Below are 13,555 nucleotides of genomic sequence, written 5' to 3' on the forward strand. Positions count from 1 at the left end.
CTGGACCTCAACAGTGGCTCGTAGGGCTGCTGGCATTTTCCGGGCCCTGCCACGCGGGAGCTACGCGAACGAACACGACGCGGACGCCCGTCGCATCCGGGTCGAACTGGACGCCATCCGCGCCCGATTCCCCGACCACGCGTGAAGCGCCTGATCCGCGCCGCCACGCGTGGCGGCGCACTGCTCGCTGGGCTGATCGGTTACGGCTTTTCGATGGCCCTGATGGTCGAGGCCGGCCTCGGACTCGACCCGTGGGACGTCTTTCACCAGGGCTTGTCCAAGCAGACCGGGATGACCATCGGCGTGGCGTCCGCCGTCGTCGGCGTCGCGGTGCTGTTGCTGTGGATTCCGCTCCGGAACCGGCCCGGAATCGGCACGGTCGCCAACGTCATCGTCATCGCCATCACCGTGGACGCGGGCATTGCGCTGCTGCCGACTCCGTCGGCCATGCCGGTCCGCATCGCGATGATGCTCGGCGCCGTCGTACTGAACGCCGTCTCCACGGTGCTCTACATCGGGGCCGGGCTGGGCCCCGGCCCGCGCGACGGCCTGATGACCGGCCTGGTCGCGCGCAGCGGGCGCTCGGTTCGGTTGGTGCGCACGTCAATCGAGGTGACGGTGCTCGTCGTCGGATGGCTGCTCGGCGGAACGGTCGGCGTCGGCACCGCCGTGTACGCATTCGGAATCGGGCCGCTCGTCCAGTTGTTCGTGCATTTGACCCCCCGCCGATGGCTGGCCGTCAGTGGTTGGGCGTTCACCGACACCAGCCTGACTACGATGGGCGAGTGCCAGGAGCCGAAGACGGAGAAGGGGCGAGCGAAGCGACGGGAAATGGAGCAGCGGACCCCGACCTGCTGATCGACTTCGCGAGGATCTCCCTGCGACGCGGTGGTCAGACGCTCGTCGGGCCCGTCACCTGGGCTGTCGAACTGGATGAGCGCTGGGTCGTCGTCGGACCCAATGGGGCAGGCAAGACCTCGCTGTTGCGCATCGCCGCCGCGGCCGAACATCCTTCCTCTGGCACCGCCTACGTGCTCGGAGAGCGGCTCGGCAAGACGGACATGGCGGAGTTGCGCTCCCGTGTCGGACTGAGTAGCTCAGCGTTGTCGCAGCGCGTCCCGGACGGCGAACTCGTTCGCGATCTGGTGGTTTCCGCCGGGTACGCCGTACTCGGACGGTGGCGCGAGCAGTACGAGGACGTCGACTATCGCCAGGCCATCGACATGCTGGAAAGCGTCGGTGCCGAGCACCTGGCCGAGCGCACCTACGGCACGTTGTCCGAAGGGGAGCGCAAGCGGGTGCTGATCGCCCGCTCGCTGATGACCGACCCCGAACTGCTGCTGCTCGACGAGCCCGCCGCAGGGCTGGACCTCGGTGGCCGGGAGGAACTGGTGGCCCGGCTGGCCGACTTGGCCGCCGACCCGGACGCCCCCGCCACGGTGCTGGTGACCCACCACGTCGAAGAGATCCCGCAGGGCTTCAGTCACTGTCTGCTGCTGTCCGAAGGCAAGGTCGTCGCCTCGGGGCTGTTGACCGACGTGCTGACTTCGGAGAACTTGTCGAAGGCGTTTGGACAGTCCATCACCCTCGACGTCATCGATGGCCGCTACTTCGCGCGCCGGACTCGCACGCGTGCTGCGCATAGGAGAGCCAAATGACCGACCCGTTGACCCCACGGCCCGCGGCCACGGTGATGCTGGTTCGCGATACCGCCGACGGAATCAAGGTCTTCCTGATGCGCAGGCATGCGGCGATGGAGTTCGTCGCCGGCGTCATGGTGTTCCCCGGTGGCGGCGTCGATGCGCGCGACCGCAACGCCGAGATCGCCTGGTTCGGTCCCGAACCGGCGTGGTGGGCAACCCGATTGGGCGTCGACGTCGACCTCGCACGCGCGTTGGTCTGCGCCGCGGCGCGCGAGACGTTCGAGGAGTCCGGCGTGCTGTTCGCGGGATCGGCCGACGATCCCGACCTCCTCGTCGACGACGCCTCGGTGTACCGCGCGCAACGGCACGCGCTGGAGAGCAAGGAGCTGTCGTTCGCCGACTTCCTCCGCGAGGAGAAGCTGGTGCTGCGGGCCGACCTGTTGCGGCCGTGGGCCAACTGGGTGACGCCCAAGGAGGAGCGCACCCGGCGCTACGACACCTACTTCTTCGTCGGGGCACTGCCGGACGGCCAACGGGCCGACGGCGAGAACACCGAGACGGACAAGGCCTTCTGGACGACCCCGCAGGCTGCGCTCGACGAGTTCGCAGACGGCAAGTCCTTCCTGTTGCCGCCGACGTGGACGCAGCTCGATTCGCTCAACAACCGCACGGTGGCCGACGTGCTGGCCGTCGAGCGCAAGATCGTCGCCGTGGAACCGCACCTGACTGCAGGCAACGGCAACTGGGAGATCGAGTTCTTCAACAGTGACCGCTACAACGCGGCGCGCGAGGGCAGGTCGCCCGAAGGCTATCGATGAACGAGTTCGTCAGCGTCCACACGTCGGATGCGGACGGTCCAGGGATAGCGACGCTGCTGCTGTCACGGCCGCCGACCAACGCCATGACCCGCCAAATGTGCCGCGAGCTCGCGGCGGCCGCGGCCGAAGTCGGGGAGCGGACCGACGTAACGGCCGTGATCGTGTTCGGGGGCCATGAGATCTTCTCCGCGGGGTGCGACGTACCCGAGCTCCGCACGCTGAATGCGCGCGAAGCCGAGGGTGCCGCCGACGTCTGTCGGCGGGCGATCGACGCCGTCGCGGCCATCCCGAAGCCAACGGTGGCGGCGCTGACCGGCTACGCGCTGGGTAGTGGGCTGACGCTCGCGCTGGCCGCCGACTGGCGCGTCAGCGGCGACAACGTGAAGCTCGGCGCCACGGAGATCCTCGACGGGCTGGCACCTGCCGATGGGGGACCTGCCCGGTTGGCCCGCGCGATCGGCGAGAGCAAGGCCAAGGACTTGGTGTTCACCGGCCGGTTCGCGGGAGCAGAGGAGGCGCTGGCCATGGGACTGGTCGACGAGCTCGTCGCTCCCGACCACGTCTACGACGCGGCGCGCACCTGGGCATTGCGCTTCGCCGACTTATCGCCGCAGGTACTGGCAGCCGCCAAGGCCGCCTTCGATGCGCCCCGTTAGGCTGCCCTTCATGAGTGAGGATCCGGCTCCGAACCCCCACGCCACGGTCGAGCAGGTGGAGGCCGCCCGTAGCGACTCCAAGCTCGCCCAGGTGCTGTACCACGACTGGGAAGCGGAGAGCTACGACGACAAATGGTCGATCAGCTACGACCAGCGCTGCATCGACTACGCCCGCGGCCGCTTCGACGCGATTGTGCCCGACGACGTCCAGCGTGAACTGCCCTACGATCGCGCGCTCGAGCTCGGCTGCGGCACGGGATTCTTCCTGCTGAACCTGATCCAAGCCGGGGTGGCTCGGCGTGGTTCGGTGACCGACCTGTCGCCAGGGATGGTCAAGGTGGCCACCCGCAACGGTCAGGGGCTCGGACTGGACGTCGACGGCCGCGTCGCCGACGCCGAGGGCATCCCGTACGAGGACGACACCTTCGACCTGGTGGTCGGCCATGCGGTGCTGCACCACATCCCCGACGTCGAGCTGTCGCTGCGCGAGGTGGTGCGCGTGCTCAAGCCCGGGGGCCGGTTCGTGTTCGCCGGTGAGCCGACGACCAAGGGCAACGTCTATGCGCGCAACCTGTCGACACTGACGTGGCGCATCGCCACCAAAGTCACGAAGCTGCCTGGCCTGGAAGGTTGGCGGCGCCCGCAGGAGGAGCTCGATGAATCGTCGCGCGCCGCGGCTTTGGAGGCGGTGGTGGACCTTCACACGTTCGAACCCGGAGACCTGGAGCAGATGGCGCGCAGCGCAGGCGCCGTCGACGTGCTGACCGCCAGCGAGGAGTTCACCGCGGCGATGCTGGGCTGGCCCATCCGGACGTTCGAGGCGTCGGTGCCGCCCGGCCGATTGGGTTGGGGCTGGGCGAGGTTCGCGTTCAAGAGTTGGACGACGCTGAGTTGGGTCGACGCCAACGTGTGGCGGCAGGTCGTGCCCAAGGGTTGGTTCTACAACGTGATGGTGACGGGAACCAAACCTGGGCGAGCGGAGCGACGGGGGACGACTCCGTCGTAGCGTTCAGCGTCGACGACGTCGCCTATCTCGGCAGCGAGCCCGGGCTGGCGGCTCTCGCCGAGGTGGCCGGCCACGGGTTCACCGATGCCACTCGGATCGGCGACATCGCTTCCGCGCGAACACGATTCGGCGATCGAGTTGCTGTGCTCGTGGAGACCACGCTGCTGCGGCGCAAGGCGGCGGGCAAGGTCGCGGATCCCGATGGCTGGCTCTTCACCGACGAGGCGCTGCAACAGGCCACCGCGGGCCCGGTCGCCCGCCATCGGGCGCGTCGACTGGCCGGCGCGAGAGTGCACGACGTCACCTGTTCGATCGGCGCCGAGCTTGCGGCGCTTCGGGATACGGCAAGTTTGGTCATCGGGAGCGATCTCGACCCGGTGCGGCTTGCGATGGCTCGCCACAACGTCAGTGGGGTGGAGCTTTGCCGCGCCGACGCGCTTGCGCCCGTCACCCGCGACACCGTCATCGTCGCCGATCCCGCGCGCCGAAGTGGCGGCCGTCGACGCTTCGACCCGCGCGCGTACGCGCCGGCGCTTGATCGGTTGTTCGAGGTATACGCAAACCGGGACATGGTCGTAAAGTGCGCGCCGGGAGCGGATTTCGATCAATTGGAACGTATCGGATTCACCGGCGAAATCGAGCTGACGTCGCTGGCAGGCAGTGTCCGCGAAGCCTGCCTGTGGTCGGGCGGGTTGGCCGATGCGTCGGTGACCAGGCGGGCCACCATGCTGGATTCCGGCGAGCAGCTGACCGACGCCGAGCCCGACGACTGCGCCGTCGCCGCCGCGGGTCGATGGATCGTCGATCCCGACGGAGCGGTGGTGCGATCGGGTCTGGTTCGCCAATACGCGGCGCGGCACGGACTTTGGCAGCTCGACCCCGACATCGCATACCTGTCGGGAGCCGAATTACCTTCCGGCGTCCGGGGTTTCGAAGTGCTGGCACAAGTCGACTTCCGGGAACGCGTCCTGCGGCAGGAGCTTTCGGCCCGTGACGTGGGTGTACTCGAGATCCTCGTGCGCGGCGTCGACGTTGACCCAGATGCGTTGCGGGCCCGACTGCGCCCGCGAGGTTCGCAATCGCTGTCCCTGATCATCACCAGGATCGGGGCGGGTACCGCGAGCCGGGCGGTGGCATACGTTTGCCGACCGTCCCGCTGACCCACAGGTATCCTTGCGGCGGCGGCGCCGGTGCCGCTCCTTCCGGAGGTTCAAATGCGCATTCCGACTCCAGTCTTCGCGGCGGTGGCCGCGCTGGCAGCCGCTACGCTCAGTTGGTCAGGTGTCGCCGCTGCGTCGCCTGCACCCCCCAAGTGTTCGGACCTCTCCGGCGTCATGGTCGGCGGTCAGACCTGCCAAATCCAGGCCAGCGACCCCGGGTACACGATGACGATCAGCTATCCGACCGACTACCCCGATCTCGTCGCCGTCACCGACTACGTCAAGCAGACTCGGGACGGCTTCCTCAACGTCGCCAAGACGCCCGACGGGCGCGACATGCCGTACGAGCTCGAGACCACCGTTCAGGAGTACAACTCGACCGTCCCCCGGCGGGGCACCGAGTCGGCCGTGTTCAAGACCTATCAGGGGGTCGGCGGTGCCCACCCGTTGACCTACTACAAGTCGTTCAACTGGGATCAAGGGCTGGGCAAGCCGATCACCATCGACACGCTCTTCCGGGAAGGTACCCAGCCCTTCCCGCTGATCCTGCCCGTCGTGCAGAGCGAGCTCGAGAAACAGCTCGGTCAGCCCGTGAACATCTCGCCCGCCGCCGGTCTCGATCCCACGAAGTACCAGAACTTCGCCATCACCAATGACGCGATCATCTTCTTCTTCAGCCAGGGCGAGCTGCTGCCTGAGGCCGCCGGAGCGGTGCAGGTGTCGGTCCCGCGTGGGCCCTTCGACTCGATGATCAACTGAGCACTCAGGCAGGCGCGAACCCGTACACCTGACCGTCGCTGGTGGCCGCTACGACACCGCGATCGTGGCCAACCGAGACGCCTACCGGGAACCCGGTGGCGCCGGGCATCGGATACCGATTCAGGGTGTGGCCGTCGGTGGGATCGAAGACCAGCACGGCCTGACCGGCGGGGTCTCCGGCGCCATCGCGGACGACGGTGTACGCCACTTTCGCGCGTGCGCGGCTCGAGCTGGACAACGGCGCCACGTCGTCGCGTGACCACACCACGTCCGCCTTGTCCCCGCGATCCTTGATGCCGACCAGCTTGGCGCCGGGTCCACCGCCCACGACGATGAGCCCGTCTGGCGACACCGACGGAGGGGTTTGGGGCTGGTAGTTCAACGGCACCGACCACTTGGCCTTGCCGTCGTCGGTGTTCAGCGCCCAGAGCTTCTGGTCGCGACCGGTGACGTACGCGGTGCGTCCATCGGCCGAGAGCACCGGGCTGGCCATCGGGCCGCCGCCCACGTCGGTGCTGGTCCACGCACGCGCCAGCAGTGGGGTCTGGCCAGGCCGATAACGAAGGCCGACGACCTCGGGCGCGTCTGCGTTGGGCTCCCACAGTGTGACGACGACGATGTCGGTGGCGGGCGAGAAGGCCGGCGCCGCAGCGACCGGGCATCCCTTTCGGCCGACGGCGCAGTCGGGGAGTCCGCGCTGCGAATCGGTGGGATCGAGGCCGTCGACGAGATCAAGCGACGTGCCGACGACTTCGCCGCGGTGCGCGTCGAATACCTGTACCTGGCCCAGGTGTGTCACCACCAACACCTGACCGGGATTCAGGATCCGCGGCGTCAGCGGGACGCCGATCACCGGCTGGCGCCAGCGGATCCACTGCGTCGGCGGAAACGAGAGCATCGCTCCGGGCTGCCCGACGTAGAGGTTGTCGAACCCGTCGAATAGGGGACCGGACAGCCCGCCGCCCTGCCAGAGTCGGGTGCACCAGCGTTGCCTGCCCTGGTTGTCGGCCTCCCACACCATCAGCGAGCAGCCACCCGCCGTCTGGGCGTTCGCGGCCAGGTAGTTCGTTGCGCCGGTCGAGCCGAGCGCGACCTGCGCGGCGAGGCTGCCCTTGACGGACCGCGTCCAGTCCAGCCGTAACGCGTTGGCGCCAGCAACATCGGCGTAGCTGCTGTTGGCGGCGTCGCCGTACTGGGCGGGCCAGCCACCCGCGGGATGGGCGTCCACCCAGGAGTCGGTGTTGCCGCACGAGCTCAGCAGGAGTGCTGCGGCTGCGGCGGCCGCCATCCGGCGCGCGGTGTTTCGTCGAGCAGGCATCGAGGTTCGAGCGTAGTGGTAGTCACGGAGGGCAGGAGCGAAGCGACCGGGGAATGTCACGGAGGGCAGGAGCGAAGCGACCGGGGAATGTCATGCGACGGCTCGCGTAGGCTGTCCCGCCATGACGACGATGTGGGGGGCACCCATCCACGTTCGCTGGCGCGGATCGCGGCTGCGCGACCCACGTCAGGCCCGTTTCCTCACGCTCGCGTCGCTGAAGTGGGTCATCGCGAACAAGGCCTACACGCCCTGGTACCTGGTCAGATACTGGCGGCTGCTGAAGTTCAAGCTGGCCAACCCGCACATCATCACCCGCGGCATGGTGTTCCTTGGCAAGGGCGTGGAGATCCAGGCGACGCCGGAGCTCTCCACAATGGAGATCGGTCGGTGGGTCCACATCGGCGACAAGAACACGATCCGCTGCCACGAGGGTTCACTGCGCTTCGGCGACAAGGTTGTGCTCGGTCGGGACAACGTCATCAACACCTACCTCGACATCGAGTTGGGGGATTCGGTGCTGATGGCGGACTGGTGCTACGTGTGCGACTTCGACCACCGGATGGACAGCATCGAACTGCCGATCAAGGACCAGGGCATCATCAAGGGCCCGGTGCGCATCGGACCGGACACCTGGGTGGCCACCAAGGTGTCGATCCTGCGCGGGACGACGATCGGGCGGGGCTGCGTGCTCGGCTCGCACGCCGTGGTCAAGGGTGAGATTCCGGACTACTCGATCGCCGTCGGTGCACCTGCCAAGGTGGTCAAGAACCGCAAGCTGGCATGGGACACGACTGCGGCCGAAAGGGCCGCACATGCCGCTGCGCTGGCTGATATCGAACGCAAGAAGGCCGCGCGCTAGCAGCCTGTCCAAGTTCGACCGCGGCGCCGCCGCGAGTGCCACGATATTGACGTGGGGGACACATGCGGTGATTGCGGCGGCGACGTGCGCCCGAGCGCCCGGTTCTGCGACGGCTGCGGTGCGCGGCTGGCACCAGAAGGTGGTCAGGCCGAATACAAGCAGGTGACGGTGCTGTTCGCAGACGTCGTGCATTCGATGGACCTCGCTGCGGCGGTCGGTGCGGAGCGCCTGCGCGAGATCATGGCCGAGTTGTTCAAACGGTCTTCTGCGGTGGTGCAGCGCTACGGCGGCACCGTGGACAAGTTCACCGGCGACGGAGTGATGGCGGTATTCGGGGCGCCGATTGCCTTGGAGGATCATGCGATTCGCGCCTGCCTGGCCGCGCTTGAACTCCAGCAGGCGGCCGACCGGATCGGCACCGACGTGAAGCTTCACGATGGAGTCGGACTGCAGCTTCGGGTGGGCTTGAATTCCGGGGAGGTGATAGCGGGCGAAATAGGTTCGGGTGCGGCGACTTACACGACCGTGGGTGAACAGGTGGGACTGGCGCAGCGCATGGAGTCCGTTGCGCCTCCAGGTGGGGTGATGTTGAGTGAGTCCACCGTCAACCTGGTCGAGCGAGCGGTCACGCTGGGCGATCCCCAACACGTGAGCATCAAGGGCGCGACGACTCCGGTGATCGCTCGACGGCTCATGGCTGTGGGTGCGGAGTCCGGAAGCGCCGTGCGGCAGCTGTCGACACTGATCGGTCGCCATTGGGAGATGTCCACGATCGCCGGCATCCTGGACCAGTCGATGCACGCCAAGGGCCGCGTCGTTGGTCTGGTCGGCCCGCCGGGAATCGGCAAGAGTCGCATGGCCTGGGAAGTGAGTTCGATGGCCGCGAGCAAGGGCGTCGAGGTCTTCCAGGCAGCATGTGAGTCTCACACAAGCGAATTGCCGTTCTACGTGGTTGCGCGCCTGCTGCGCAACATCTTCGGGGCGGCTGGCGATCCGGGCGGGACTCGGGCGACCGTGCGAGCCCGAATGCCAGAAGCCGACCCCGATGACCTCGTTCTGCTCGACGATCTGATCGGTATCCGCGACGGCGACACGCAGTTGCCCGCCATCGATGCCGACGCCCGCAGGCGACGGCTCACGGTGCTTCTCAAAACCGCCGCGGCCGCGCGGACTTCACCGGTCGTCTACGCGATCGAGGACGTGCACTGGATCGACCAGGCCAGCGAGGCGATGTTGGCCGACCTTGCCTCAGTGGTGCCGCAGACACGCTCGCTCATGCTCGTGACGTATCGACCCGAGTACGGTGGCCCGCTTGGCCACGTGTCGGGCTCGCATCGAATAGCCCTTGCACCACTGGATGATTCGGAATCCACCGCATTGGCAGCCGAGTTGCTGGGAGCAGACGCTTCAGTGGCGGGACTGGTCGAAACCATTGCCGACCGGGCCGCAGGGAATCCGTTCTTCGTCGAGGAGCTCATTCGTGACCTGGCCGAGCGTGGTGTCGTCGAAGGTCGTCCCGGCTCCTTCGTCTTTGGGATCGACTCGGGCGACGTACGCGTGCCCGCAACGCTGCAGGCCACCATTGCCGCCCGCATCGACCGATTGAGCACGCCCGGCAAGCGCACACTGAACGCAGCGGCGGTCATCGGTTCGCAATTCGACGCCGAGACGCTCACCCAACTCGTCGCGGCGATCGATCTGCAGGAGCTCGTCACCGCCGAGCTCATCGACCAGGTCACCTTCACAGGGCCCGCCCGGTACGCGTTTCGGCACCCGATGATTCGCGCCGTGGCATACGAATCACAACTGAAAGCCGATCGCGCGCAACTACATCGGGTACTTACGGCCGCTATCGAGGGTCGGGGTACCGACGCAGACGCCGCCCTCATCGCGCAACACCTCGAAGCGGCGGGCGACCTTCGTGACGCGTACCAGTGGCACATGAGAGCGGGTACCTGGGCGCAGTACCGAGACGTTCGGGCGGCTCGGACGAGTTGGCTGCGGGCCAAAGACGTCGCCGATCGGCTAGCCGGCGAGACCAAAGCCGAGCTTGAAATGCGGATCGGCCCGCGCACCCTGCTCGCGGCCAGCGGATTCAGATTTAGCGGCAGCATCGAGGAAATCGGGTTCGAGGAGTTGCAGGAGCTGTGCACATCCGCCGACGACAGAATCTCACTTGCCTTCGGCATGGCGGGAATGCTGACCGCGTTGATCTTTCACAATCGCTTCCGTGATGCCGCGCGTGTCGCAGCTGACTGCAGCACACTGCTGGAATCGATGGGGGACGAGCCGCTGCCACTCTCGCTGTTTGTCGCCCCGGCCAACGCCATGGTGCAAGCGGGTCACACGATCGAGGGCTTGAGGATGGCTCAGTGTGCGATCGAACTGGCTGACGGAGACGCGTTGGCGGACAGCATGATCGTCGGCGCACCGCTGGCGATCGCCTACGCCTTGAGTGGTGTCAGCCGGCTGGCCTTGGGCATGCCCGGGTGGCGTGACGACCTCGATCGCGGGGCGACCATCGCCAAATCCATGGACCTGACCTCGCACGTCGGGGGGATCTTGATGAAATACGTGGCCGCCGTGGTCTACGGCGCCTTCCGGCCCGACGCGACGGCGCTGGCCGATACGGAGGAGGCGCTCGAGGCCGCGGAGCGTGGTAGTGATGACTTCTCGCTCGACTCGGCTCGGTTGGTCCGTGGAGTGGTGCTCGTCAACTCGGGCGCTGCCCACCGCTCCGCGGGGTTGAGGCTCATGAACCAGTATCGGGATGCGTGCTTGCTCCACGGTTACGCGACCAACGCGGTGCGCTGGGTGGACATCGAGAACGCGAAGGAAAAGGCACGGTCGGGGGACCTCGATGGTGCCATCGATACCGCGCGGGTGGCCGTCGAGTTCGTGTACGAATCCGGCGACATGATGACACGCGGGTCGGCCGTGACGGCGCTGGTCGAGTTCCTTGTCAGCCGTTGTGGTGTCGCCGATCTGGTGGAGGCCAAGTCCGCGATCGAACGCCTGGCCGCCGTTCCGACCGACCCGGGTTTCGTGCTCCACGATTTGCCGTTGCTGCGGCTTCGCGCACTGCTGGCCTTAGCCCACGGCGACGAGCCGGCCTACCTCGACTATCGGGAGCGCTACCGCGACATGGCGAATGAGCTTGGCTTCGAGGGGCACATCGCGATCGCGGAGGCGATGGACTAGTCCGGCCAGTCGATGCCAAAGCAGTTGGCCAGTGCGGTCCGGCCGCCGTCGGTGACCGTCACCGCGCGACCCCGCGGCGACCGCTTGATCCAATGCGCCGAGACGAAGCGATCCAGCACGGCCGCGCCGAGCCCGCCCGCCAGGTGGTGGCGCTGCTCGGTCCAGTCGATGCAGTAGCGCAGCACCGGTCTTGGCCCACTTGGCAATTCGATGCCGACGTCGCTCAAGAAGGTGCGCCCCGCAGTGGTGAGTTCGTAGTCGACGTCGTGACCCGGATTGCTCGGGGAGTCGTGTCGGTGCAGCCGCGGATCGTAGCGTCCGTCGCCGCCGACGAGCACGTCATGTTCCAGCAGCGCGCCCATGACCGCCACGCCGAGCCGGCCCGCAAGATGGTCGTAACAGGTACGGGCCGAACGCAATCGGGCTGCCCGAGTGCCGTCCCGTAGCGACGTCACCTGCCGCGGCGGAGCCAGTCGGCCGAGCCGCTCAAGCAGGTCGCCGATTTCGGGACCAGCCAGCCGGTAGTAACGATGACGTCCGTGGGTCTGCACGGTGAGGAACCCCGCCTCGGTCAACTTGCCGAGGTGGCTACTGGCCGTCGACCGACTGACCCCGGCCTCGTCGGCCAGCACGCTGGCGGGCAGCGCTCTGCCGTCGTCAAGCGCCAGCAGCACCTTGCACCGCGCGGGGTCGGCGAGCAAGCTGGCCAGCGCGGCGATGTCGGCGTCGCCGGTGGCGGGTAGTTCGGCAAGCTCACGCATGGCAGACCTCTTCCTTCACGTCTTTCAGCGCCGTTTCCTGCGCCCGTCCACTTCGGGTGTACCCGAACACCACGACAGCACCGAGCAGTTCGGCCACCCCGCCGGTGAGCACGGCGGCTCGAGCGCCCACTAGTGCCAACACGGTTCCCATGACGGCAACGCCAACGGTGATGCCGACCAACCGCGCGAGGTTCACGATGCCCGACGTCAGGCCCGCGCGGGAAACCGACACCGAACCCATCGCCATCCCGACCGCAGGGCCGGTGTTCAGCGCTAGTCCAGCGCCCGCCAGCACGAACGCCGACTCCAGCAGCCACAGCTCGGCGCCAGGACCGACGAGCGCGTAGAGCAACATCCCCGCACCCATCAGGGCCAGGCCGGCCGTCATCGGAAGCCGTGGGCCCGACCGGCGGGCCAGCACGTTGGCCACCGGGATGAGTGCCAGATACGTCAGTGGCATCGGGAGGAACGCCACCGCGGTGGCCAACGCGCTGACGCCCCGCTGCTGCTGGAACGCGAGACTGTTGACCAGCAACATGCCGTAGGTACCGAATGTCATCGCGAAAGTCGCGACCAGGGCGATCACCAGGCGTCGGTTGCCCAGGAATTGCGGCGGGAGCATGGGGTGGGCGGCCCGCCGCTGGGACCAGACCAGCGTTGCGCCGCCTGCCGCGAGGACGACGACCATCGCCGAGGTCCAACTCACGCCCAACGTGCGGCCCTCGACGAGCAACAGCGTGAGGGTGCCGAGCGTGAGCATGATCAGCGTCTGTCCGATGGGATCGAGCTTGCCCGCGGCGGGATCACGTGACTCGGGCAGATACCGGAACGACATCGCGAGTGCGGCGAGGACGACCGGCGCGTTGAGCCAGAAGATGTAACGCCAGCCGAGGGTATCGGTCAGCACCCCACCGACGATCGGACCCAACGCCGCACTGGAGGCCGCCGCCACCGCCCACGCCGCGGTCGCCCTGGCTCGTCCGGCCGCATCTGGGAACGCGGCCGCTGCGATGGCCAACCCCTGCGGCAACATCAGTGCGGCGCCCACCCCCTGCGCGGCGCGGGCTGCGAGCAGTGCGCCCAGGCTGGGGGCCAGCGCGCACGCCAGCGACGCGATGAAGAAGGCGCACAAGCCGGCTCGCAGTACACGCCTGCGGCCGAAGCGGTCGCCGAGCGAGCCGGCCGTCAACAGGGCGGCGGCGAACGTCACGTTGTAGGCGTCAGCGGTCCACTGGGCACCGGAGACGCCGCCGCCGAGGTCGTGCTGGATCGCGGGCAGGGCAAGGTTGACGGCGTTGCTGTCGATCAGTCCGACGAACAGCCCCAGGTAGGCGGCGATGAACACGGGTACCTGGGATCGGTTGGAAGCCATGA

12 protein-coding genes are annotated in these 13,555 nt (G+C 67.6%); 9 read left to right on the plus strand and 3 right to left on the minus strand.

Annotated elements, in window-relative coordinates; all coding sequences use genetic code 11:
* The first annotated feature begins 213 nt into the window (after positions 1–213).
* The 7 genes from SLQ30_RS17515 to SLQ30_RS17545 are packed head-to-tail and all read left to right on the plus strand — an operon-like array spanning position 214 to position 6,042.
* Positions 214–858: a hypothetical protein gene (locus SLQ30_RS17515; protein ID WP_319447292.1), complete on the plus strand. Its 645-nt coding sequence runs from the start codon at positions 214–216 to the stop codon at positions 856–858.
* A complete protein-coding gene (locus SLQ30_RS17520) occupies positions 786–1,658 on the plus strand; it encodes an ABC transporter ATP-binding protein (protein ID WP_319447054.1) in 873 nt (290 codons plus the stop codon). The genes SLQ30_RS17515 and SLQ30_RS17520 overlap by 73 nt, the downstream gene beginning before the upstream one ends.
* Positions 1,655–2,461, plus strand: a complete 807-nt coding sequence (locus tag SLQ30_RS17525) for an NUDIX hydrolase (protein WP_319447053.1) — start codon at positions 1,655–1,657, stop codon at positions 2,459–2,461. The genes SLQ30_RS17520 and SLQ30_RS17525 overlap by 4 nt, the downstream gene beginning before the upstream one ends.
* Entirely contained in the window at positions 2,458–3,117 is a 660-nt protein-coding gene (locus SLQ30_RS17530; RefSeq protein ID WP_319447052.1) for an enoyl-CoA hydratase, read from the plus strand. Before SLQ30_RS17525 ends, SLQ30_RS17530 begins: the two co-directional genes overlap by 4 nt.
* Positions 3,118–3,127: 10 nt before the next feature.
* Positions 3,128–4,123 (plus strand): class I SAM-dependent methyltransferase, encoded by a 996-nt coding sequence (locus SLQ30_RS17535; protein ID WP_319447051.1) that lies wholly within the window; start codon positions 3,128–3,130, stop codon positions 4,121–4,123.
* Positions 4,124–4,167: 44 nt separating this feature from the next.
* Complete coding sequence (locus SLQ30_RS17540; protein ID WP_413468074.1) at positions 4,168–5,283, plus strand: THUMP-like domain-containing protein; 1,116 nt, start codon at positions 4,168–4,170, stop codon at positions 5,281–5,283.
* 54 nt (positions 5,284–5,337) lie between these two features.
* The gene (locus tag SLQ30_RS17545; protein ID WP_319447049.1) at positions 5,338–6,042 is read left to right on the plus strand and encodes an esterase; all 705 of its coding nucleotides are present in this window, start codon (positions 5,338–5,340) and stop codon (positions 6,040–6,042) included.
* Between the two features lie 4 nt (positions 6,043–6,046).
* Here SLQ30_RS17545 and SLQ30_RS17550 read toward each other — a convergent pair whose 3' ends face one another.
* Positions 6,047–7,360: a PQQ-binding-like beta-propeller repeat protein gene (locus SLQ30_RS17550; protein ID WP_319447048.1), complete on the minus strand. Its 1,314-nt coding sequence runs from the start codon at positions 7,358–7,360 to the stop codon at positions 6,047–6,049.
* A 121-nt stretch (positions 7,361–7,481) separates the two neighbouring features.
* Here SLQ30_RS17550 and SLQ30_RS17555 point away from each other — a divergent pair, with 121 nt between their 5' ends.
* Both SLQ30_RS17555 and SLQ30_RS17560 read left to right on the plus strand, forming a co-directional pair.
* Positions 7,482–8,219 (plus strand): acyltransferase, encoded by a 738-nt coding sequence (locus SLQ30_RS17555; protein ID WP_319447047.1) that lies wholly within the window; start codon positions 7,482–7,484, stop codon positions 8,217–8,219.
* A 51-nt stretch (positions 8,220–8,270) separates the two neighbouring features.
* The gene (locus tag SLQ30_RS17560) at positions 8,271–11,420 is read left to right on the plus strand and encodes an ATP-binding protein (protein ID WP_319447046.1); all 3,150 of its coding nucleotides are present in this window, start codon (positions 8,271–8,273) and stop codon (positions 11,418–11,420) included.
* Here SLQ30_RS17560 and SLQ30_RS17565 read toward each other — a convergent pair.
* Complete coding sequence (locus SLQ30_RS17565) at positions 11,417–12,181, minus strand: helix-turn-helix transcriptional regulator (protein ID WP_319447045.1); 765 nt, start codon at positions 12,179–12,181, stop codon at positions 11,417–11,419. The genes SLQ30_RS17560 and SLQ30_RS17565 overlap by 4 nt on opposite strands.
* On the minus strand, positions 12,174–13,553 hold the full coding sequence (locus SLQ30_RS17570) for an MFS transporter (RefSeq protein WP_319447044.1): 1,380 nt from the start codon (positions 13,551–13,553) through the stop codon (positions 12,174–12,176). The genes SLQ30_RS17565 and SLQ30_RS17570 overlap by 8 nt, the downstream gene beginning before the upstream one ends.
* Positions 13,554–13,555 lie beyond the last annotated feature (2 nt).

This window comes from Mycobacterium sp. RTGN4 (assembly GCF_033804635.1).
Lineage (GTDB): Bacteria > Actinomycetota > Actinomycetes > Mycobacteriales > Mycobacteriaceae > Mycobacterium.

Coding starts and splice junctions, on each gene's coding strand:
- SLQ30_RS17515 (WP_319447292.1), top strand. CDS start 214: ATGGCCCTGATGGTCGAGGCCGGCCTCGGACTCGACCCGTGGGACGTC.
- SLQ30_RS17525 (WP_319447053.1), top strand. CDS start 1,655: ATGACCGACCCGTTGACCCCACGGCCCGCGGCCACGGTGATGCTGGTT.
- SLQ30_RS17530 (WP_319447052.1), top strand. CDS start 2,458: ATGAACGAGTTCGTCAGCGTCCACACGTCGGATGCGGACGGTCCAGGG.
- SLQ30_RS17535 (WP_319447051.1), top strand. CDS start 3,128: ATGAGTGAGGATCCGGCTCCGAACCCCCACGCCACGGTCGAGCAGGTG.
- SLQ30_RS17545 (WP_319447049.1), top strand. CDS start 5,338: ATGCGCATTCCGACTCCAGTCTTCGCGGCGGTGGCCGCGCTGGCAGCC.
- SLQ30_RS17550 (WP_319447048.1), bottom strand. CDS start 7,360: ATGCCTGCTCGACGAAACACCGCGCGCCGGATGGCGGCCGCCGCAGCC.
- SLQ30_RS17555 (WP_319447047.1), top strand. CDS start 7,482: ATGACGACGATGTGGGGGGCACCCATCCACGTTCGCTGGCGCGGATCG.
- SLQ30_RS17565 (WP_319447045.1), bottom strand. CDS start 12,181: ATGCGTGAGCTTGCCGAACTACCCGCCACCGGCGACGCCGACATCGCC.
- SLQ30_RS17570 (WP_319447044.1), bottom strand. CDS start 13,553: ATGGCTTCCAACCGATCCCAGGTACCCGTGTTCATCGCCGCCTACCTG.